This window comes from Pseudomonas azerbaijanorientalis, from assembly GCF_019139795.1.
GTDB classification, from domain to species: domain Bacteria; phylum Pseudomonadota; class Gammaproteobacteria; order Pseudomonadales; family Pseudomonadaceae; genus Aquipseudomonas; species Aquipseudomonas laurylsulfatiphila.
In genome coordinates this window covers 3,155,743-3,177,067 of record NZ_CP077078.1, presented here as the reverse complement: position 1 = coordinate 3,177,067, position 21,325 = coordinate 3,155,743, and the positions used below count along the sequence as shown (strand labels likewise).

Genomic DNA, 21,325 nt, shown 5'->3' with positions numbered 1-21,325 from the left:
GAGCTGCAACCCCGTAACAGATCACAAAAACAACTATTCCACCGAGGTAAGAAAGATGAGTGCGGCTTCCCTGTATCCCGTTCGTCCCGAGGTTCTGGCCAACACCCTGACCGACGAGGCGACCTACAAGGCCATGTACCAGCAGTCGGTCGTCAACCCGGACGGCTTCTGGCGCGAGCAAGCCAAGCGCCTCGACTGGATCAAGCCTTTCACCACGGTGAAGCAGACCTCCTTCGACGACCACCATGTCGACATCAAGTGGTTCGCCGACGGCACCCTGAACGTGTCCTACAACTGCCTCGACCGTCATCTGGCCGAGCGCGGCGACCAGGTCGCGATCATCTGGGAAGGCGATGACCCTGCCGAAAGCCGCAACATCACCTACCGCGAGTTGCACGAACAAGTCTGCAAGTTCGCCAACGCCCTGCGCGGCCAGGACGTGCACCGCGGCGACGTGGTGACGATCTACATGCCGATGATCCCCGAAGCCGTGGTCGCCATGCTCGCCTGCACCCGGATCGGCGCGATCCACTCGGTGGTGTTCGGCGGGTTCTCGCCGGAAGCCCTGGCCGGTCGCATCATCGACTGCAAATCCAAAGTGGTGATCACCGCCGACGAAGGCATTCGTGCCGGCAAGAAGATCCCGCTCAAGGCCAACGTCGACGACGCGCTGACCAACCCGGAAACCAGCAGCATCCAGAAAGTCATCGTGTGCAAGCGCACCGGTGGCGACATCAAGTGGAACCAGCACCGCGACATCTGGTTCGAGGACCTGATGAAAGTGGCCGGCACCGTGTGCGCGCCCAAAGAGATGGGCGCCGAAGAAGCGCTGTTCATCCTTTACACCTCCGGCTCCACCGGCAAACCGAAGGGCGTGCAGCACACCACCGGCGGCTACCTGCTGTACGCCGCCATGACCCACGAGCGCGTGTTCGACTACCGCCCGGGCGAGATCTACTGGTGCACCGCCGACGTCGGCTGGGTCACCGGCCACAGCTACATCGTCTACGGCCCGCTGGCCAACGGCGCGACCACCCTGCTGTTCGAAGGCGTGCCGAACTACCCGGACATCACCCGGGTGGCGAAGATCGTCGACAAGCACAAGGTCAACATCCTCTACACGGCGCCGACCGCGATCCGCGCCATGATGGCCTCGGGCACCGCCGCTGTTGAAGGCGCCGATGGCAGCAGCCTGCGCCTGTTGGGTTCGGTGGGCGAGCCGATCAACCCGGAAGCCTGGGACTGGTACTACAAGAACGTCGGCAAGTCCCGTTGCCCGATCGTCGACACCTGGTGGCAGACCGAAACCGGCGGCAACATGATGAGCCCGCTGCCGGGCGCCCATGCCCTCAAGCCGGGTTCGGCGGCGCGTCCGTTCTTCGGCGTGGTGCCGGCCCTGGTGGACAACCTGGGCAACATCATCGAAGGCGAGGCCGAGGGCAACCTGGTGATTCTCGATTCGTGGCCAGGCCAGGCGCGTACGCTGTTTGGCGACCATGACCGCTTCGTCGACACCTACTTCAAGACCTTCCGCGGCATGTACTTCACCGGTGACGGCGCCCGTCGCGATGCCGATGGCTACTACTGGATCACCGGGCGCGTGGACGACGTGCTCAACGTCTCCGGCCACCGCATGGGCACCGCCGAGATCGAAAGCGCGATGGTCGCGCACCCGAAAGTCGCCGAGGCGGCGGTGGTCGGTGTGCCGCACGACATCAAGGGACAGGGCATTTATGTCTACGTCACCCTGAAAAACGGCGAGGAGCCGAACGAGCAGCTGCGCCTGGAACTGAAGAACTGGGTGCGCAAGGAGATCGGGCCGATTGCCTCGCCGGATGTGATCCAATGGGCACCGGGGCTGCCGAAGACTCGTTCGGGCAAGATCATGCGGCGGATTCTGCGCAAGATTGCGGCGGCTGAGTACGAAGGGTTGGGGGATATCTCCACTCTGGCAGATCCGGGCGTCGTGCTGAACCTGGTCAACACGCACCGCAGCATGAACGTCGCCTGACAGTTCTGGCCCCATCTATGAGCCGCCAGGGGCTCAAGGCATCGGCACAACGGTGTAATAAACGCCGTTGGCGCCAAAGGACGGTCGCAACCAGGAATTGCCGCACTGGTAGTACGTGGTATTGGAGAAACTTATCAAGCCACAGCCTTGGGGCAGTGAGGCGTACGTCGCACCCATGGGCATTGTCGGTGGGGCGGAAGCCACCATGCCGGCGTTGTAGCTGGCGTTCTGGTCGGCGACCGTCGCTGCTGCTTCACCGGCGACCACGCCCGCCGCAGCGGCAGCGGCCGGATTGACTCCCTCGTTATAGCCACAGTTGTAGCAGCCACTGCTGGCAATCACGGCGGTTGGCGGATGGTAGTAAGCGGTCCCGTAAGGCACGGAGCGGTAGGCGGTTGTGCCATAAACAGGGGGGCGGTAAGCCGTCGTGCCATAGCCATCCGCGTGATAGCCGGCGGCGGTGGCGCCATTTACACCCTGCGCATGCCAGGCACCTTCGCCACCCGAAGCCGTTCCACCTTCCGCGCCCGTGCCGTGCCAGGAGCCCTCGCCACCGGACGCCGTGCCGCCGCGATAGCCTGTGCCGCTCCAGCTCCCATCGCCTCCGGAAGCCGAGCCGCCGCGATTGGTTTCGCCACTCCAACTGCCGCCACCGCCCGACGCCGAGCCGTATTCACCCGAATGACTCCATGAGCCCCCTCCTCCGTAAGTACGTCCGAAGCCGGAAGCGTGGTACCAGGCCGCTGCCTGGTCGCAAGTGAGCACAGCGACAAGCAGGCCGGCGAATTTCAAGGTAGATCTGTTCATGGGTCAGTCTCCTTGTTCAGGGTTTCGCCACGGGCTCTTTTACCCCCTGCGGGGCACGAAGATCGGGCGGTGGGGCAAACTGAATGCGGTGGGCCGTTTCGATGTGGTCAGGTCTGAAAAAATCGACAGGCATCGCCGACTGGAGCTTCCAGTCACTGAAATCGACTTGATGCCGGGATCGTGTCGGATCATCGAGAAACACGGCGCGCAACCGGCGTGGCAGCTTGTCCTGCACGCCGATCCACGCCTGGACGAACACGCTGTCGCTGGTGTAGGCGATCACATCGGTGGTGGTATCACCGACCACCGTGCTTTGGCCGACGTAAAACGCCACACGCAGGTCCCGGGACAAATCCTGGTAGGGATCGGCGACGATCACGTCGGTGAACGGAAAATAGATCGCGGCACGCTGGTACGCGGCCTCCAGGGTCGCATCAATGGTAGGCGGCGCGTCCGCCTGGGCCAGCAAGTTACCTTTACGTTCGAAGGCATAGGCTTTTTTGCCGTCGTAGTAAAACTCGGTGGCCGGGCCGTCGCCGGAAGTCAGCACACGAAGGCGATCCGGTCGTTGCACGTTGACCAGGTCCACCGTGCCATAGGCCAGGGGAGGCCCTAGCCGGCTGGGCTTTTCGTAGGTCGTGACGGCTTTGAAACTCATGCCCTGAGTGCCCGCGAGCCTGGCACTCATGCCCTTTAGAACCTCCAGCGCCCTGGGTTCCAATTGCACCGCAGGCGGATTGGCAGAGGGAGCTTGTGCGGCGTGCAGCGGGATGGTGAACAGACCTATGGCTAGACCGAGACCGAACAACCGGACAGGCGTTTGGAAGGTAGGCATCGATTGTTCTCCACGGAAACCTGCGGGGCGATCACGGGTCGTCAGAGTCATTAGAAAAGCTCAGTTACAGGGTGATTGCCATGCATTCGGGAAAATAGTTTGAACAAATCCGGTCAGAAACCCGCGCAAAGGCTACAGCAGCGCGAACCTCGCGAGGCGTACGCTCGGCAGCACGCCCCACGCATGACGCCGCTGTGTATCACACTGTGTCAGTGCGACTTCCCGATACATAGACTTTCACCCGGCCGGCGCCTGGACACAGGCCGGATACGTTGCCGCGTTTCAATGCAAGCAAGGTTTGCAGGGGCTCAGACCGATCCCTGCCCCATGGCTGGTAATGGAGACATCCCATGAAGATGGCACTGCGCAACAGCAACACCGGCAAGACTCGCCGCCACCTGGTCGGCCCGTCGATCCTCGCACTCACCCTGTTCGGTGTGCTCGGCGCAGCTCATGCGCAAACGGCCGCCACCGTGCAGCCGGCTGCGCCCCCAGCCCAAACCACTAAGGCGACGCCCTCGCCGTTCGGCCCGCTCAAGCATGTCAACGCCGGGCTGCTGGACGTGGCGTACGCCGAAACCGGCCCGGCCGACGGACCGGTGGTGATCCTGCTGCACGGCTGGCCGTACGACATTCACAGCTATGACGAAGTCGCGCCGTTGCTCGCCGCCAAGGGCTACCGGGTACTGATGCCCTATGCGCGCGGCTATGGCGATACGCATTTCCTGTCCGACAAGACCCTGCGCAATGGCCAGCCGGCTGCGCTGGCCAGTGATGTCATCGACTTCATGGATGCCCTTAAGATCAAGCAAGCGGTGCTCGGTGGTTATGACTGGGGTGCGCGTTCGGCCGGCATTGTCTCGGCGCTGTGGCCGGAGCGGGTCAAGGCGCTGGTCTCGGTCAGCGGTTATCTGATCGGCAACCAGGCGGCCGGCAAGAACCCGCTGCCCCCCAAGGCGGAACTGCAGTGGTGGTATCAGTTCTACTTCGCCACCGACCGCGGTCGCGCCGGTTATGCGAAAAACACCCACGACTTCGCCAAGCTGATCTGGCAACTGGCTTCGCCGAAATGGGCGTTCGATGACGCCACGTTCGACCGCAGCGCCAAGGCGCTGGACAACCCCGACCATGTCGACATCACCGTGTTCAACTACCGCTGGCGCCTGGGCCTGGTCCAGGGTGAAAGCCGCTACGAAGCGCTGGAGCAGAAACTGGCCACGGCGCCGTCCATCAGCGTGCCGACCATTACCCTTGAAGGCGATGCCAACGGCGCACCGCACCCGGCCCCCGAAGACTATGCCAAGCGCTTCACCGGCAAATACGAATTCCGGCTGATCAACGGCGGCATCGGCCACAACCTGCCGCAGGAAGACCCGCAGGCGTTCGCCAAGGCTGTGATCGATGCGGATCATCTTTAACCTTCGCGTATTTATCCAGTAGCAAACGCGGTGCGCTTGAGTCCATCGCGAGCAAGCTCGCTCCCACAGTTTCAGCGTGGGCACGGTCCCTTGTGGGAGCTGGCTTGCCTGCGATGGTCGTTAACAATAACGCGTATGAGCTGGATAAACGCAGCGCGCTTGAGTCCATCGCCAGCAAGCTGGCTCCTACAGTTTCAGCGTGGGCACGGTCCTTTGTGGGAGCTGGCTTGCCTGCGATGGTCGTTAACAATAACGCGGGTGAACTGGATGAACGCGGCGCATTGGAGTCCATCGCCAGCAGGCTGGCTCCTACAGTTTTAGCGCGGGCATGACCCCTTGTGGGAGCTGGCTTGCCTGCGATGGTCGTTAACGATAACGCGTGTGAACTGGATGAACGCGGCGCATTTGAGTCCATCGCCAGCAGGCTGGCTCCTACAGTTTCAGCGTGGGCACGGTCCTTTGTGGGAGCTGGCTTGTCTGCGATGGTCGTCAACGATAGCGCGGGTGAACTGGATGAGCGTGGCGCGTTTGAGACCATCGCCAGCAGGCTGGCTCCTACAGTTTCCTGCCATTGGTTTGCTACGAGTAATGGATCTCGCTCAAGTCGATCGACACCAGCAACGCCTCCTTGTTGACCTGCCCATCGGCCTTGCGCCGATAGGCTCGCCGCTTGCCCGGCATGCGCAAGCCGTCGGCCTGGACGTAGTCATAAACCAGTTGGGCAGCGGGCATGCCACCGCTCACATCGACGTTGTAGTCGTGGCGGCGCAGCAGAAAGTCATCGCCGAAATAGAAGTCCTGGATGGCGCTGTGGGTTGCGATGCTGTCGGGGAAGTGCACCCGCAAATGCCGCCACAGCTCGGCGCCCTCTTGCAAGGGCTCGATTTCCTCGCTGGTTACGCCCGGCAAGGTGAACAGGAAGGGCATGGTCAGGTAGGACCACATCGCATAGCCGTTGAAGTAGGCCCGGTGCAACGGGTCCCAGGCCGTGTGTTCCCCGTGGCCCTTGAAGGATGCCCGGGGTGCCTGGCGCTCGGCAATCACCTTGCCCGCGGTATTCTCGATGGCGATCCGGTTCGGCGTATAGGCCGTGAATTGCCCCGGTGCACCGAAGGGTGTCACCGAGGCTCTTTGTTCATGCAGCCACACAGTCATCTGGCGTGGCGCGCTGTCCTGGGTCAACCCTTTCATGCCCCAGAGCGAGCCGCCGGTGACGAGCGTGGCGCAGACCTTATTGAAACTGTTCCAGCGTGCCAGGCCGCCATGAGCGGTCAATATCCGGTCCAGCAGTTCGCGATCCTGGGCAGGCATGATTGCGTCACCTCCTCGTCCGTTAGCGCTTGCATCAATATCAGAATAATGGATAGCCGGCCGCGTGCCGGACCGGCCGATGGACAGCCGGATTGAGACGAGCGCATCGTTGGTCCGGCGTTGTCGGCGATTGACCAGTCTGTAGGAGCGAGCTTGCTCGCGATGGTCTCAAGAGCGCCGCGTTTAGCCAGTAGAAACGCATTATCGTTAACGACCATCGCTGGTAAGCCAGCTCCCACAGAGGACCTCGTCTGTAGGAGCGAGCCTGCTCGCGATGGTCTCGAGAGCGCCGCGGTTACCCAGTAAACAAGCGTTATCGTTAACGACCATCGCGAGCAAGCTCGCTCCTAAAGAGTCAGCAAGCCTGGGAGTGATTGGCGGAAGGCAGCCGGAGTCGAACCTGCCCGGGAACGGATGCCGTCCCCAACCGGGTTTGAAGCCCGGCCGCGCCACCGGGCGCGATTGCCTTCCTTGAAATCCTGCCCCTGAATCAGGGCTCATTGCGCTGGGCCAACGCATTGTCCGGGCGAACCAGGCGACGATCGCCAAAACGCCGGGTCAGGCCGATGCGGTCGAAGTATTCCAGTATCTGGATACTGCGCTTGCGCCCCAGGCCCACCGCATCACGAAACGCCGTCACCTGGATCACCGGGTTGGTGTCCGCCAGTTGCAACAGCATAGCCGCCAATCGGCGAATCATGCTGTCGGTATAAAACAGGTCGCGCACCACTTGATGCATCAGGCCCAGGCGCGCCATTTTACGCAGCAGCCCGCGCACGGCCGCTTCCTCATGCCCCAGGTCGCGCACCCACGGCGGGTCGAATGCGGCCTGTTCGAACAGCGGCTGCAATTGCAGCCACAGGGCTTCGTCCTCTTCGCTCAAGCGCACCTGGTGCCCGGGCAGATGCAACCACGGGCCACTGCTGGCGATGTCGCCGCTGGCCAGCAACTCGTCGAGCAGGCTGATGAATGTCCCGCGTTCTTGAGTGCTGCCGGCAAATCGGCGCAAGCGATCGCGGTCCGGCCCCATCTGGTCCGGCTCCAGTTGATGAAAGCGTGCGAGCTGTTCCAGCACGGCGGCCTTCAAGCCCTGCCAACGGCTGGCACTGAACAGCAACGCGCCCTGGCGGGTGTCGATCAAGCGCACGTCAGCGGGTAATACCCAACGGCTGCGCGGTCGGTTGAACTGCCGCTCCAGGCGCTGCGGATCGAGCCCGGTGTCGCTGTGGGCCAGCAATGCCGGTAAAACATCCTCCAGCCTGGTGCTGCTCGCCAGCGCCGTCAGCTGCGCCACGCGTTCGGGGCTGCGGCGTTGCCGGGTCGGTGCGAACGGATCGAGTACCCGACCGCCGCCCAAGGTACGTTGGGCACTCTGGTCGCGCAGGATCAGCCGATCGCCTTTCACCGCGTGCACCGGCGTATTGAGCAGCAGTTGTGCAAACATCCGCCCACCGGGCGCCAGGCTGGCGCCTTCAAGCAAGGCGACTCTGCCGGTGACGTCCTGGGTGCCGAGGTGCACGTGCACCGGTTGAAAGTGTTCGAAGGCCCGGGATTCGCCGGCAAGCAACTGCATGTCGATGTCCAGGCGTTGGGTGGGCGCGTACAAGCCGTCGGCGAACAACCAGTGACCGCGGTGGATGTGCTCCAGCGCCAGCCGTTCGGCACTCAGGTTCAACGCCACGCGCTGGCCGGCACAGGCGTGTTCGGCGGCCTGGTTTTGTGCATGCAGTCCGCGAATGCGCACCGGTTTGCCTTGTGGTCCCAGTAACAAGGTATCGCCCACCGCGACCTGGCCGGACAGCGCCGTGCCGGTCACCACGATACCGGCCCCGGCCACGCTGAAGGCCCGGTCGATCGCCAGGCGAAAACCACCTTCGGTGTTGCGTTGCGACACTTCACGCTGGGCATCGAGCAACGCCTTGCGCAAAGTTTCGATGCCCTCGCCGGTCACGCTCGACAGTGCAATCAGCGGCGCATCGGCATAGGGTCCGGGCGCCATCAAGGTACGGATCTGCTCACGCACGTCTTGCACCCTGGCGCTGTCGACCCGATCGCACTTGCTGATCGCCACCAGCGCCCGCGGGATGCCGAGCAACTCGACGATCGCCAGGTGCTCGCGGGTCTGCGGCATCACCCCGTCATCGGCGGCCACCACCAGCAACACCAGATCGATGCCCTGTGCCCCGGCCAGCATGTTGTGGGTGAAGCGCTCATGACCGGGAACGTCGATGAAACCGGTCAGTGGCTCCTCCGGCGCCAGCGCGGCATACAGGTAGCCGAGGTCGATGGTCATGCCGCGCTCACGCTCCTCCCGGCGCCGATCGCCCGCCTGCCCCGTGAGCGCCTGGAGCAGCGCCGTCTTGCCATGGTCGATGTGTCCTGCGGTGCCGACAATCACCCTGCCCGGCCCTCCACGTGCAATTGATCGAGCTGCGTCAGCCAGGCCGGTTCGTCGTCCAGTTGCCGCAGGTCCAGCCACAGGGCGTCATCGTCAATGCGCCCGAGCACCGCAATCGGCAAGGCGCGAAAGGCCTCTTCCAGATTCAGCAAGGATCGCCCGCGCAAACGCTTCGACGTGAGTGGGCGAATGCACAGCGCCGCGCTGGCCAGCCGCGCCACCGGTTGGCTGCCGCTGCCGATCATGCCCAGTGACGGCATGGCGCTGACGCTCCAGCCGTCACCCAACATATGGGCCAGCGTCGGCTGCAAGCGCTCAGCCTGGGCGAGGATATCGGCCTGTGGCCGGGTCAGCAGGCGCAGGCTCGGCAAGCGCTCGGCCAGCCGGTCCGGGTTTCGGTATAGACCCAGCACCGCTTCCAGGGCGGCCAGGGTCATTTTGTCGACCCGCAGCGCACGCTTGAGCGGGTTTTTCTTGATCCTGGCGATCAGGTCCTTGCGACCGACAATCAGCCCCGCTTGCGGGCCGCCGAGCAGTTTGTCGCCACTGAAGGTCACGATGTCCGCGCCATCCAGCAGCGCCTGGCGTACTGTCGGCTCGGCGGGCAGCCCCCAGCGGGTCAAGTCCAGCAGACTGCCGCTGCCGAGGTCTTCGAGGAACGGCAAGCCGTGCCGGTGAGCCAGTTGCGCCAGTTCGGCGGTCGGCACACTCGTGGTGAAGCCTTGAATGCTGTAGTTGCTCGCGTGCACCCGCATGATCAAACCGCTGCGCGGGCTGATGGCAGCCTCGTAGTCGCGGGCATGGGTGCGGTTGGTGGTGCCCACCTCGACGAGCTTCACCCCGGCGCGGGCCATGATGTCGGGAATGCGGAAGGCGCCGCCGATTTCAATCAGTTCGCCCCGGGAAATAATCCCCTCCTTGCGCGCCCCCAGGCTGTTGAGGGTCAGCAGGACCGCGGCGGCATTGTTGTTGACCACGGTCACCGCTTCGGCGCCGGTCAGTTCGCGGATCAAGCCTTCGATCAGGTCGTCGCGATCGCCGCGCTTGCCGCTGCGCAGGTCGAACTCAAGGTTGAGCGGATAACGCGCGGCCATTTGCACCGCCTCGATCGCCTCTTCGGGCAACAACGCCCGCCCGAAGTTGGTGTGCAGCACCGTGCCGGTGAGGTTGAACACCCGCCGCACATGGCTGCGATGCAAGATGGCCAATCGCTCGCCGACCCTGCCTGCCAGCACCTCGGCGCTGACTTCTACAGGTTCGAGCAAACCCTGCCGTGCCCCTTCGCGCATCTCATCCAGCAAAAGCCGCAAGGCACCCAGCAAGGCGTCGCGTCCATGCCGCTCGGCCAGCGGCCGGCACGCGGGGTGACGCAACAGACTGTCGATGGAAGGTAGACGCAGGGATTGGCTGGCACCGCGTGCAGACATCTGGCACTCCTGGAAACGAATGACCCTCGCGCCAGAGTGTAGACGCTGCGTTTATTCGTCTCCCGGCGCCAGCAGCAGATTCGGCGCCAGGCGCTGATAACCGTCCTGGGCCAGGCGCATGTCGAGCATCAGGCTGGACAGGTCTGCCGACAACGCTTCGGCATGCGCGTCGTTTTCCAGGTAGAGCAACTTCAGATAGCTGTTGCAACCGGGGCAGACTTCGGCGCGCAACGGCGCCTGGTTGGCGGCATGGCGATCATCTTCAAGGCTGAGGTATTCCAGGCCCTTGCTCTGCTCGCAATACACGCACTTGACCCGCACCACGTGCCACTCGCAGGCACACAACGAACAGACCAGATAACGCAAGCCATTGTGCTTGCCGCGATGGCGGATGACCCCGGCCATGGCCGGCGAGCCGCAGGCCGGGCACTGGCTGAGGCTGTCGCCGGGAGTCAGTGCCAGGTTCGGCGTACTCAACAGCCAGTGGCTCCAGGCCGTTTGCAGCGCCGCACCGAGAAACGGCACCAGCGCCGCCGGTACCAGAGAATACTGGCCGCTGACCAGTGCCACCGCCCAGGCGCGGCGTTGCCCGGCACCGGCCAGGCGCAAGGTGTCCACGGCATCGGCCACGGCGGATTGTGGCGGTGCGCCATAGCGCTGCAACAAGGCATCGAGGTAAAGCTGCCAGTCGTCTTCGCGCGCCAGGCTGTCGGCCGCAAAGGGCGGCAAGCCGTGCTGCTGGCACAATTCGATGCGCTGCCGGTCCAGAGGCTCGCCAGGCGGCGGGTCGTCCAGCACCTGTTGCTGCACCCGGCACAACCCGGCAATCAGGCGCAGGTAATCGGCCAGCGGATGCCCTTCGGCCAGCGATTCCAGACGTTGGGCGCGCAGACCGAACAGGTTTGTCGGTGGCATGTACAGAAACGGCGGCGAACTGGCCGCCGCTTCGATTTCTCCAGGTTCAAGGATGGTTGGCAAATGTCAGCCCTTTTTGGTGATCGGTCGCGTAGGCGCTTCGTCGCGGGTCTCATCTTGAGTCACTTGGCGATACCAGAGTTCGTGGTGTTTCCTGGCCCAGCCGCGGCTGACCCGGCCGTGCACCATGGCGCTGACCGAGCCTTTGATCCAGATACCGGCGTAGATGTGCACGATGATGCTCAGGATCAGCACAAACCCGGCCAGTGCATGCAGCAACATCGCCCAGCGTATCGTGGTGATGCCGAAATACTCGCTGAAGTAGGCACGCCAGATCACCAGTCCGCTGAACAACAGCACCAGCATGCACAGCAGTAAAGTCCAGAACAGTAGCTTCTGCCCGGGGTTGTATTTGCCGATGGGCGGGACGCCCTCCTCTTCATTTTTCATCACCCGGTCGATGCGCTTGAGCCACAGGCGGTCGTTGGCGATGAAGTAGTTGGCGCGCCAGAAGCGAAACACCAGGCCAAGAAACAGCAGGAACATCAGCACGCCCATGAACGGGTGCAGGATGCGTGTCCATGGCCCGCCGCCGAACAGGTTGCTCAGCCAGAACAATGCCGGGTGGAACAGCGCCAGACCGGACAGCCCCGCCATGAGGAACAGAATCGCCACCAGCCAGTGATTGGTGCGCTGGTTGCTGGTGTAGCGCAGGATCGTCTTGTTGCTCATGGCCTGCCCTCCCCACGGGGATCGAAGGTATGCACCGACGGATCGACTTCGTGCACGGCGTTGTCCGGTGGCTCGGGATGTTCATCCTCTTCGACGATTTGCGGGCCGACCCGCACGTAGTGGAAGAACCCGGCCAGCACCGCCGCGCCCATGGCCAGCAGCGCCAGGGGTTTACTGATGCCTTTCCACAGCCCTACCAACGGGCTGATCGCCGGGTGATCGGGCAAGCCCGCATACACTCTTGGCGTATCGGCATGGTGCAGCACGTACATCACGTGGGTGCCGCCAACGCCTTCGGGGTCGTACAGGCCGGCGTTTTCAAAGCCGCGGCTTTTGAGATCGACGATGCGTTCGGCGGCGTGCTCCTTCATGTCGTCTTTGGAGCCGAACACGATGGCACCGGTCGGGCAGGTTTTCACGCAGGCCGGTTCCAGCCCGACCGCCACCCGGTCCGAGCACAGGGTGCACTTGTAGGCCTTGTGATCCTTTTGCGAGATCCGTGGAATGTTGAACGGACACCCGGTGATGCAGTAGCCACAACCGATGCAGTGGTCCTGATCGAAATCGACGATGCCGTTGGCGTGCTTGATGATCGCCCCGGGGCTGGGGCATGCCGCCAGGCAACCGGGCTCGGCGCAGTGCATGCAGCCGTCCTTGCGGATTAGCCATTCCAGGTTGCCGGCATCGGTCTCGTGCTCGGTGAATCGCATCAGCGTCCAGGTTTCCGCGCTGAGGTCCTGCGGGTTGTCGTAGGTACCGTGGTTGTGGCCGACCTCATCGCGCAGATCGTTCCATTCCGAGCAGGCAACCTGGCAGGCCTTGCAGCCAATGCATTTGGTGGTATCGATCAGCTTGGCGACTTCCTCCATGCCGCGCACCGAGGGCGCGGGTGTGGTGGTGGCCGAGCGGGCAATGATGTCTTGGCTGGCCATTTAGACTTTCTCCACGTTGACCAGGAATGACTTGGATTCCGGGGTCTGTGTGTTGCCATCGCCGAGGAACGGCACCAGGGTGTTGGTCAGGTAACCGTGTCGCGTGAGCCCGGTAAAGCCCCAGTGCAGCGGAATGCCGATCTGGTGCACCACCTGGTTGTTGACCTGCAGCGGACGAATCCGCTTGGTCACCACCGCTACCGCTTCAATGAAGCCACGCTTGCTGCTGACCCGTACCCTATCGCCTGCGACTATGCCTTTTTCCTTGGCCAGCACTTCGCCGATCTCGACGAATTGCTCCGGTTGGGTGATCGCGTTGAGCTTGCAATGCTTGCTCCAGAAGTGGAAATGCTCGGTCAGCCGGTAACTGGTGGCGGCGTACGGGTAATCCTTGGCCACGCCGAGGGTGTCCCAGACCGAATCGAAGATCCGCGCTGCCGGGTTGCTGGTGGCTTTCTTGTTTTGCGGGTGCAGCGGATTGATGCCGATCGGTGTCTCGAACGGCTCGTAGTGCTCGGGAAACGGACCTTCGTTCATCTTGTCGACGGCGAAGAATCGCGCCACGCCTTCGGGGTTCATGATGAACGGGTTCATCCCCGCTTCCGGCGGCACGTCGGCCTTGTAGTCCGGCACATCGGTGCCGGCCCAGGCTTTGCCGTTCCACCACACCAGGCGTTTTTTCGGATCCCACGGTTTGCCTTGCAGGTCCGCCGAGGCGCGGTTGTAGAGAATCCGCCGGTTGGCCGGCCAGGCCCAGGCCCAGCCCTGATGCTGGTGCATACCGTACGGGTCGTTATTGTCGCGGCGGGCCATCTGGTTGCCCAGTTCGGTCCAGCTGCCACAGAAAATCCAGCAACCGGAGGCCGTACTGCCGTCATCCTTGAGCTGGCCGAAACCGGCCAGTTGCGCGTTGGCCTTGATCGCCGCGCCGGTGGCGTCGGTGAAGTCGGTCGTCGCCGAGCCGTTGATCTCCTTGGCCAGTTCCTCCGGCGAAGGTTCGTCGGCGATCTTGTACGGCCACGTCAACTTGAGCAGCGGGTCGGGATACGCGCCGCCATCGGCCTGATAACGCTGGCGCAGACGCAGGAACAATTCGCTCATGATCCGTACGTCGGTGCGCGCTTCGCCGGGGCCGTCGGCGCCTTTCCAGTGCCATTGCAGCCAGCGGCTGCTGTTGACCAGCGAACCGTCTTCCTCGGCAAAACAGGTGGTGGGCAGGCGGATCACTTCGGTCTGGATGTCGGCGCTGTTCACGTCGTTGTACGGCCCGACCTTTTGCCAGAACTCGGAAGTCTCAGTGGCCAGCGGGTCCATCACCACCAGCCATTTAAGCTTGGCCAGCGCCGCCATCACGCGGTTTTTATCGGGCAGCGCGGCGATCGGGTTGAAGCCCTGGCACATGTAGCCGTTTACCTTGCCTTGCCCCATCAGGTCGAACACCTTGAGGATGTCGTATTGAGGGATGTCCAGTTTCGGCAGGTACTCGTAAGCCCAGTTGTTCTCGACGGTGGCGTTGGCGCCGTACCAGGATTTCATCAGGCTGACGTGGAACTTGCTGTAGTTCTGCCAGTAGGACAGTTGCCCCGGGCGCAACGGCTTCTGCGTACGCTTGGCGATGTAGGCGTTGTAATCCTGTTCGGCATCGCCAGGTAGCGTGAGGTAGCCCGGCAGTGAATTGGACAACAGCCCCAGGTCGGTCAGCCCCTGGATGTTGGAGTGCCCGCGCAAGGCGTTCACGCCGCCGCCCGGCATGCCGACGTTGCCCAGCAGCAGTTGCACCATCGCCGCGCTGCGGATGATCTGCGCGCCAATCGAGTGCTGGGTCCAGCCCAGCGCGTAGAGGATGGTCATGGTCTTGCCCGGTTGCGAGCAAGTGGCGATTTCCTCCCAGATTTTTTGCATGGCATCGACCGGCATGCCGCAGATCTGGCTCGCCAGTTCCTTGGTGTAACGGCTGTAATGCTGCTTCATCAACTGATAGACGCAGCGCGGATCCTGCAGGGTCGGGTCGACCTTGGCAAAGCCGTCTTCGCCGATTTCGTAGCCCCAGCCGGATTTATCGGTGTAGAGGCGCTTGGCCGCGTCATAGCCGCTGAAAATCCCGTCCTCGAAGCCATAGCCGGCTTTGACGATGAACGACACGTCAGTGTAGTTGCGCACGTACTCGTGCTGGATCTTGTCCTCGGTCAGCAGATAGTTGATCAGCCCGCCCATGAAGGCGATGTCGGTGCCGGTACGGATCGGCGCGTAATAGTCGGCCACCGAGGCCGTGCGGGTAAAACGCGGGTCGACCACGATCAGCCGCGCCTTGTTGTGCGCCTTGGCTTCGGTCACCCATTTGAAGCCGCACGGGTGCGCTTCTGCTGCGTTGCCGCCCATCACCAGAACCAGATTCGCGTTGGCGATATCGGTCCAGGTATTGGTCATGGCACCACGGCCGTACGTCGGGGCAAGACTTGCCACCGTCGGGCCGTGTCAGACACGCGCCTGGTTATCGAACCCCAGCATGCCGAGGCTGCGCACCACCTTGTGGGTGATGTAGCCCGCTTCATTGGACGCCGCCGATGCCGCGAGGAAACCGGTGGTCAGCCAGCGGTTCACCGTTTGCCCCTGCTCGTTCTTCTCGATGAAGTTGGCGTCGCGGTCGGCCTTCATCAGGTTGGCGACGCGATCGAGGGCTTCATCCCAGGAGATGCGCGTCCACTCGGTGCTGCCGGGCTTGCGCACCTGCGGGTATTGCAGGCGGCCGGGACTGTGAATGAAATCCAGCAGGCCCGCGCCTTTGGGGCACAGGGTGCCGCGGTTGACCGGGTGGTCGGCGTCACCTTCGATGTGGATGATGTTTTGCGCGACATTCTTTGCCGTATCGCCCTGGCTGTACATGATCAAGCCGCAACCGACCGAGCAATACGGGCAGGTGTTGCGGGTTTCATGGGTGTGGGCGAGCTTGAAATGACGCACCTGTTCGGCAAAGGCAAGCGTCGGGGCCATGCCCAACGCACCCAGGCTAGAGCCTGCAAGGCCGATACCGGCGACCTTGAAGAACTGACGACGGCTGAGATCCATCGTGCACTCCTGATCAGGTGGAACCCGGTACATGGCCGGGCTTTTTCGAACAACCACGGTAGCGGCAGTCTGGCTGCCGACAGTTGAACTTTAGTCAATGCTGTCGAATCTGCGATGGAACCCGACCGTCGGGCGTTAGTCGGCGCGCCCGGCTATTGGCACAAAACCTGTGGGAGCGGGCTTGCCCGCGAAAGCGTAGTGTCAGCCAACACTCGTGCTGGATCTGCCGGCCCCTTCGCGGGCAAGCCCGCTCCCACAGGGGGTGTGGTGTCAGTCATCGCGAGCAAGCTCGCTCCTACAGGGGGTTGGCGCTTATCATGGTCGGCATGATTAACCGGCCTTTACGAGATTTGCGCATGACTTTCGATTTTGATCAGGTGTTCGACCGCCACCACACCGGCAGTACCAAGTGGAGCCGCTACCCGGCGGACGTGTTGCCGATGTGGGTCGCCGACATGGATTTCGCCGCGCCGCCGGTGATCATCCAGGCCCTGCAAAAACGACTGGAACACCCGATGGTCGGTTACAGCGTGGCCCAGGATGACCTTCGCGAGGCTATCGTTGCCGACGTCTGGAACAAATACGCCTGGCGTGTCGAGCCCCAGGAGCTGATTTTCCTGCCCGGCGTCGAGTCGGGCTTCAACATGGCGTTGAAGGCCCTGGTGCAATCGCAACAGAACGTCGTTGTGCAGGTGCCGAACTACCCGCCGCTGCGCCACGCACCCGGACATTGGGGCCTGAACAGGGTCGAGCTGAATTTCGATGCGCAAGCCGACGGCACCTACAGCACGCCGCTGGATACCCTGAGCCAGTCGCTGCAAGGCGGTGGTGCACTGCTGCTGAGCAACCCGCATAACCCGCTGGGCAAAGCCTTCCCCCGCGCAGAGCTGCAAGCCATTGCCGACATTTGCCTTGAACATGATGCCTGGATCATTTCCGATGAGATCCACGCCGAGTTGTGCTTCGACGGCCGCCAGCACATTCCGATGGCCACGCTGAGCCCGCAAGTCGCCCAGCGCACCATCACGCTGATGTCGGCGAGCAAGGCCTACAACATCGCCGGCCTGAAGACCTCGTTCATGATCATCCAGGACCGCCACCTGCGCGAGAAGGTCAACCACGCCCGTTGCGGCATGGTCGACAGCGTCAATCCGCTGGGCATGGAAGCCACCCGCGTCGCCTACAGCGAAGCTGCGCCATGGCTGGCCGAACTGAAGGTCTACCTGCAAGGCAACCGCGATTTTCTCGCCGAAGCGGTACGCACCCGCCTGCCGGGCATCACCATGAACCTGCCGCAAAGCACCTACCTGGCGTGGCTCGACTGCACGGCACTGGGGCTGGACGACCCGCAGCAGTTCTTCCTCGAACAGGCCAGGGTCGGCTTGAGCGCCGGCCTGGACTTCGGCGATGACTGCAAGCAGTTCGTGCGCCTGAATTTCGGCTGCCCACGCTCGCTGCTCGAAGAAGGTATCGCGCGGATGGAGCGCAGCTTGCGCCACCTCAAGGCCTGATCCGCCCCTCAACAACCACCCGGATCCCTGTGGGAGCGGGCTTGCCCGCGATGAACGCCAGCGCAACGCGTTTATTCAGACAGAACGCGTTATCGTTTACGTCCATCGCGAGCAAGCTCGCTCCTACAAGTACTCTGCAAGCAGTTCGTGCGCCTGAATTTCGGCTGCCCACGCTCGCTGCTCGAAGAAGGCATCGCGCGGATGGAGCGCAGCTTGCGCCACCTCAAGGCCTGATCCCCCCCTCAACAACCACCCGGATCCCTGTGGGAGCGGGCTTGCCCGCGATGAACGCCAGCGCAACGCGTTTATTCAGACAGAACGCGTTATCGTTTACGTCCATCGCGAGCAAGCTCGCTCCTACAAGTACTCTGCAAGCAGTTCGTGCGCCTGAATTTTGGCTGCCCACGCTCGCTGCTTGAAGAAGGTATCGCGCGGATGGAGCGCAGTTTGCGCCATCTCAAGGCCTGATCTCCCCCTCCTGCCATACCTATCCCCCTTGTGGGAGCGAGCTTGCTCGCGATGGCGTCCTGTCGGTCGGCAATGTCGTCGCCTGACACCGCGCCTTCGCGAGCAGGCTCGCTCCCACAGGGCGGCAAGCCGATTCTGTGCCTCTCTGAAAAATTGAACCGACCCAAGCCTGCGATGCTCAACAACCTATAGCCCTGCACTGGCGGTTGTTTTTTGGGATCCGGACCATGAGCTTCATTACCTGGGTGGCGGTGTTGGGGGCTGTGTTGCTGACGCTGGCACTGACTTCGTCGTACCTGCGCTGGATGCCGGTCACCACTTCGGCGGTGTGTCTGGTACTGGGCGTCGCCATCGGTCCGGCGGGCTTGGGTTTGCTCAGGCTGGATATCAAGGATGCCGCCTTCTGGATGGAGCATCTATCGGAAGTAGCGGTACTGTTTTCGCTGTTTGTCTGCGGGTTGAAGTTGCGCCTGCCCCTGGGCGATCGCCGATGGCGGGTGGCATTTGCCCTGGCGGGACCGGTGATGATCCTGACCATTGCCGGTGTAAGCCTGTTGCTGCATTTCGGGTTTGGGTTCCCGTGGGGGCCATCGCTATTGATCGGGTCGATTCTGGCGCCCACCGATCCGGTCCTGGCCTCTCTGGTACAGGTCAGCGATGCCAGGGATTACGACCCGGTCAGGTTCGGGCTAACCGGTGAAGCCGGTTTCAACGATGGCATTGCATTCCCCTTCGTGATCCTCGGCTTGTTGTTTCTGCAACACAGCGACAATACAGGTGCCTGGCTCGACGACTGGATCCTCAAGAGTCTGCTATGGGCCGTGCCCGCCGGACTGCTGACCGGTTACTGGATGGGGCGCGGCATAGGCCGCCTGACCTTGTTCATGCGCATCAAGAACGCCGACAGCACCTTCTCACCCAATGATTACCTGGCCCTGGCCCTGATCGCACTGGCCTATGTCGTGGCCGAAACCATTCAGGGCTACGGGTTTCTCTCGGTGTTTGCCGCCGGCCTGGGCTTGCGCCAGGCCGAGGTCAAGACAAGCGGTGACACCCAGGCACCAGCCGAACATCTGGTCCAGGCGGTGGTCGGTCACCAGCATGTCGAACCCGAAGCGGCCGTGGCCGGCAATGTGGACCACCTGGAAGACACGCAAGTCGCTGCCGGAATCATGATGGGCGACATGCTATCGTTCGGCAGCCTGGTGGAACGGGCCATGGAAGTGTTTCTGGTCACCTTGCTCGGGGTCGTGCTGGTTGCACACTGGGACTGGCGGGCTCTGGTGCTCGCACTGGTGCTGTTCGGGATGATTCGCCCGCTAGCAGTCTGGCTGATGCCCTGGGGTTCGCTGCTCAATTGCCCGCAGCGCTGGTTGATCGGCTGGTTCGGCATTCGCGGCATCGGCAGTTTCTACTACCTGTTCTACGCCTTGAACCACGATCTGTTGCCTTCGGTGGCCACCTTGTGTACCGACTTGACGCTCTCGGTGGTGGCCCTGAGCATTCTGGTCCACGGCATCAGCACCCAGCCAATGCTTGCCCGCTATGAACAGCACAACCGCCACGTCACTTCATCGCCAAGGCAATGATTTCCACCAGGTTGAGTTGGGTAAAAGGTTTCGGCAAACGCGGCAGATGAGCGGCAAAGCCTTCCAGCCGCTCGGCATAACCGGTGGCGAGGATGATCGGCACGTCCGGTCGCATGCTCCTGATGGCATTGGCCAGTTGTGCTCCACTCATCTGTGGCATGGCCATGTCGGTGATGACCAGATCGATCTGCGGTTCACTGTTGAACAGTTCCAGCGCCCTGGCACCGCAAGGCGCACTGATGACCCGATGCCCGAGGTCCTCGAGCAGCAGGCAGGTGCTGGTCAACACCAGGCTGTCATCGTCCACCACCAATACGCTCAGGCCAGGCCCCGTCACGGCCGGCGTTTCGGCGACCGGTTGCACGGGCGAATCACCGGTGGCGACCGGCAACCAGAGTTCGGCGGTCGTGCCATGGTCCTTCTGGCTTTTGAGGATGAACCGTCCGCCCAGTTGTTCAATAAAACCGTGAACCATCGACAACCCCAGGCCCGTGCCTTTACCCACGCCCTTGGTGGTGAAAAACGGGTCCATCGCCGAGACCAGCGTGATTTCATCCATGCCCTCGCCGGTATCGGCAATGCTCAGGCAGACGTAGCACCCCGGGGCCAGGGATGAGGTGGCTGTGTCGGTCACTTCACGGTTTCTGGCGCTGAAGCTGATGGTTCCGCCATTGGGCATGGCGTCACGGGCGTTGGTGGCCAGGTTCAGTACGGCCAGTTCCAGCTGATTGAGGTCCGCCAGCACCGGTTCGAGATCTTCGGGAAAGCGCGTTTCGATTTTCACCGAAGGCCCCAGGGAACTGCGCAACAGCCCGGAAATGCCTTCCACCAAGGCCGGTATCCGCACAGGTTCCGACTTGAGTTCCTGGCGTCGGGCAAACGCCAGCATGCGCTGGGTCAGGGAAACGCCGCGCAAGGCACCCTGGGTAGCGTTGTCGATCAAGCGGGTTAATTTGGGGTTGTCCGTCACCCGTTTGCGCACGATTTCCAGATTGCCGAGGATCACCGTCAGCAGGTTATTGAAATCGTGAGCGATGCCACCACTGAGCTGGCCGATGGCCTGCATTTTCTGCGCCTGGAACAAGGCCTCCCGGGTTTGCTCCAGCACCTGCTGCGCTTGCGTGACGTCAGTGATATCACGGGTAATCTTGGCAAAACCGAGCAAGGTGCCGGTGTCGCCCCAGATCGGATCGACGATGACGTGGGCGAGGAACCGCGTACCGTCCTTGCGCATCCGCCAGCCCTTGTTTTCAAAGCGCCCTTCACGCACGGCGATGTCCAGCGTCCTTTGTGGCTCGCGGGCTTCGCGATCCTCCGGGGTATAGAAGATCGAAAAATGCTGGCCAATGACTTCTTCCGGCAAGTAACCCTTGATGCGCTGGGCACCAAGGTTCCAGTTGCTCACGCGTCCGTCCGGCGAAAGCATGTAGATCGCATAGTCGGTAACGCTCTGCACCAGCAGGCGGAACTGCTGCTCGCTTTGCTTGAGGATTTCCTCGGCCACCCGGCGATCGGTCAGGTCGCGGGTGATCTTGGCGAACCCCAGCAAGGTGCCCGATGGGTCGAAGATCGGATCGATGACCACATGGGACCAGAAATGGGTGCCGTCCTTGCGCACCTGCCAGCCTTCGCCCTCGAAACGCCCTTCACCAAGCGCCGTGTCCAGTGTCTGCTGGGGCAAGCCGGCACGGCGATCGTCATCGGTGTAGAAGCGCGAGAAATGCTCACCGAGGATCTCGGCCTCCTCATACCCCTTGAAACGCCTGGCGCCGGCATTCCAGCTGGTAATGATGCCGTCCGGATCAATCATGTAGATCGCATAGTCGATCACCGCATCGATCAATAGCCGGAAACGACCGTCTTCGATGGCACTGACCTTGGTTCGATCTTCGCTCATTGATCCCA

The 21,325-nt window shown here is 62.6% G+C and carries 14 protein-coding genes and 1 tRNA gene; 4 read left to right on the top strand and 11 right to left on the bottom strand.

Going from position 1 to position 21,325, the window contains the following annotated elements; genetic code table 11:
- Positions 1-55: 55 nt before the first annotated feature.
- On the top strand, positions 56-2,011 hold the full coding sequence (acs, locus tag KSS91_RS14130) for an acetate--CoA ligase (RefSeq protein ID WP_217835103.1): 1,956 nt from the start codon (positions 56-58) through the stop codon (positions 2,009-2,011).
- A gap of 33 nt (positions 2,012-2,044) precedes the next feature.
- On the opposite strand, the gene KSS91_RS14125 is transcribed toward acs, so the two are convergent.
- Together KSS91_RS14125 and KSS91_RS14120 are read right to left on the bottom strand one after the other, a co-directional pair.
- A complete protein-coding gene (locus tag KSS91_RS14125) occupies positions 2,045-2,818 on the bottom strand; it encodes a hypothetical protein (protein ID WP_217835102.1) in 774 nt (257 codons plus the stop codon).
- A gap of 16 nt (positions 2,819-2,834) precedes the next feature.
- Positions 2,835-3,653 (bottom strand): DUF2092 domain-containing protein, encoded by an 819-nt coding sequence (locus KSS91_RS14120; RefSeq protein WP_217835101.1) that lies wholly within the window; start codon positions 3,651-3,653, stop codon positions 2,835-2,837.
- A 350-nt stretch (positions 3,654-4,003) separates the two neighbouring features.
- Between KSS91_RS14120 and KSS91_RS14115 the strand changes: the two genes are divergently transcribed.
- Positions 4,004-5,071, top strand: a complete 1,068-nt coding sequence (locus KSS91_RS14115; protein WP_217835100.1) for an alpha/beta fold hydrolase — start codon at positions 4,004-4,006, stop codon at positions 5,069-5,071.
- 579 nt (positions 5,072-5,650) lie between these two features.
- Here the strand turns inward: KSS91_RS14115 and KSS91_RS14110 are convergent.
- The 8 genes from KSS91_RS14110 to fdnG all read right to left on the bottom strand — a co-directional run bounded on the left by KSS91_RS14110 (position 5,651) and on the right by fdnG (position 15,852).
- A complete protein-coding gene (locus tag KSS91_RS14110) occupies positions 5,651-6,382 on the bottom strand; it encodes a hypothetical protein (protein ID WP_217835099.1) in 732 nt (243 codons plus the stop codon).
- Between the two features lie 375 nt (positions 6,383-6,757).
- A tRNA-Sec gene (locus KSS91_RS14105) sits at positions 6,758-6,853 on the bottom strand.
- Between the two features lie 19 nt (positions 6,854-6,872).
- Positions 6,873-8,780 (bottom strand): selenocysteine-specific translation elongation factor, encoded by a 1,908-nt coding sequence (gene selB, locus KSS91_RS14100; RefSeq protein WP_217835098.1) that lies wholly within the window; start codon positions 8,778-8,780, stop codon positions 6,873-6,875.
- Positions 8,777-10,207 (bottom strand): L-seryl-tRNA(Sec) selenium transferase, encoded by a 1,431-nt coding sequence (gene selA / locus KSS91_RS14095; RefSeq protein WP_217835097.1) that lies wholly within the window; start codon positions 10,205-10,207, stop codon positions 8,777-8,779. Before selA ends, selB begins: the two co-directional genes overlap by 4 nt.
- A 51-nt stretch (positions 10,208-10,258) precedes the next feature.
- Positions 10,259-11,185, bottom strand: a complete 927-nt coding sequence (fdhE, locus tag KSS91_RS14090) for a formate dehydrogenase accessory protein FdhE (protein WP_217835096.1) — start codon at positions 11,183-11,185, stop codon at positions 10,259-10,261.
- 3 nt (positions 11,186-11,188) lie between these two features.
- Complete coding sequence (locus tag KSS91_RS14085) at positions 11,189-11,854, bottom strand: formate dehydrogenase subunit gamma (protein WP_217835095.1); 666 nt, start codon at positions 11,852-11,854, stop codon at positions 11,189-11,191.
- Positions 11,851-12,786: a formate dehydrogenase subunit beta gene (gene fdxH / locus KSS91_RS14080; RefSeq protein ID WP_217835094.1), complete on the bottom strand. Its 936-nt coding sequence runs from the start codon at positions 12,784-12,786 to the stop codon at positions 11,851-11,853. Before fdxH ends, KSS91_RS14085 begins: the two co-directional genes overlap by 4 nt.
- Positions 12,787-15,852 carry a formate dehydrogenase-N subunit alpha gene (fdnG, locus tag KSS91_RS14075; protein ID WP_217835093.1) on the bottom strand — a complete coding sequence of 1,022 codons (3,066 nt, stop codon included), beginning with the start codon at positions 15,850-15,852 and terminating at the stop codon, positions 12,787-12,789.
- A 356-nt stretch (positions 15,853-16,208) separates the two neighbouring features.
- On the opposite strand from fdnG, the gene KSS91_RS14070 reads away from it, so the two are divergent.
- Together KSS91_RS14070 and KSS91_RS14065 are read left to right on the top strand one after the other, a co-directional pair.
- Positions 16,209-17,363 carry a MalY/PatB family protein gene (locus KSS91_RS14070; protein WP_217835092.1) on the top strand — a complete coding sequence of 385 codons (1,155 nt, stop codon included), beginning with the start codon at positions 16,209-16,211 and terminating at the stop codon, positions 17,361-17,363.
- A gap of 695 nt (positions 17,364-18,058) precedes the next feature.
- Positions 18,059-19,420 carry a cation:proton antiporter gene (locus KSS91_RS14065; RefSeq protein WP_217835091.1) on the top strand — a complete coding sequence of 454 codons (1,362 nt, stop codon included), beginning with the start codon at positions 18,059-18,061 and terminating at the stop codon, positions 19,418-19,420.
- On the opposite strand, the gene KSS91_RS14060 is transcribed toward KSS91_RS14065, so the two are convergent.
- Positions 19,398-21,317 (bottom strand): hybrid sensor histidine kinase/response regulator, encoded by a 1,920-nt coding sequence (locus KSS91_RS14060; RefSeq protein ID WP_217835090.1) that lies wholly within the window; start codon positions 21,315-21,317, stop codon positions 19,398-19,400. The two genes, KSS91_RS14065 and KSS91_RS14060, sit on opposite strands and share 23 nt — an antisense overlap.
- Between the last annotated feature and the right edge of the window lie 8 nt (positions 21,318-21,325).

Bases quoted from the DNA above. Each gene is read 5' to 3' on its own strand.
- KSS91_RS14060 (WP_217835090.1), bottom strand. From the start codon at position 21,317: ATGAGCGAAGATCGAACCAAGGTCAGTGCCATCGAAGACGGTCGTTTC.
- selA (WP_217835097.1), bottom strand. From the start codon at position 10,207: ATGTCTGCACGCGGTGCCAGCCAATCCCTGCGTCTACCTTCCATCGAC.
- KSS91_RS14120 (WP_217835101.1), bottom strand. From the start codon at position 3,653: ATGCCTACCTTCCAAACGCCTGTCCGGTTGTTCGGTCTCGGTCTAGCC.
- KSS91_RS14125 (WP_217835102.1), bottom strand. From the start codon at position 2,818: ATGAACAGATCTACCTTGAAATTCGCCGGCCTGCTTGTCGCTGTGCTC.
- KSS91_RS14085 (WP_217835095.1), bottom strand. From the start codon at position 11,854: ATGAGCAACAAGACGATCCTGCGCTACACCAGCAACCAGCGCACCAAT.
- fdxH (WP_217835094.1), bottom strand. From the start codon at position 12,786: ATGGCCAGCCAAGACATCATTGCCCGCTCGGCCACCACCACACCCGCG.
- KSS91_RS14115 (WP_217835100.1), top strand. From the start codon at position 4,004: ATGAAGATGGCACTGCGCAACAGCAACACCGGCAAGACTCGCCGCCAC.
- acs (WP_217835103.1), top strand. From the start codon at position 56: ATGAGTGCGGCTTCCCTGTATCCCGTTCGTCCCGAGGTTCTGGCCAAC.
- KSS91_RS14110 (WP_217835099.1), bottom strand. From the start codon at position 6,382: ATGCCTGCCCAGGATCGCGAACTGCTGGACCGGATATTGACCGCTCAT.
- KSS91_RS14065 (WP_217835091.1), top strand. From the start codon at position 18,059: ATGAGCTTCATTACCTGGGTGGCGGTGTTGGGGGCTGTGTTGCTGACG.
- KSS91_RS14070 (WP_217835092.1), top strand. From the start codon at position 16,209: ATGACTTTCGATTTTGATCAGGTGTTCGACCGCCACCACACCGGCAGT.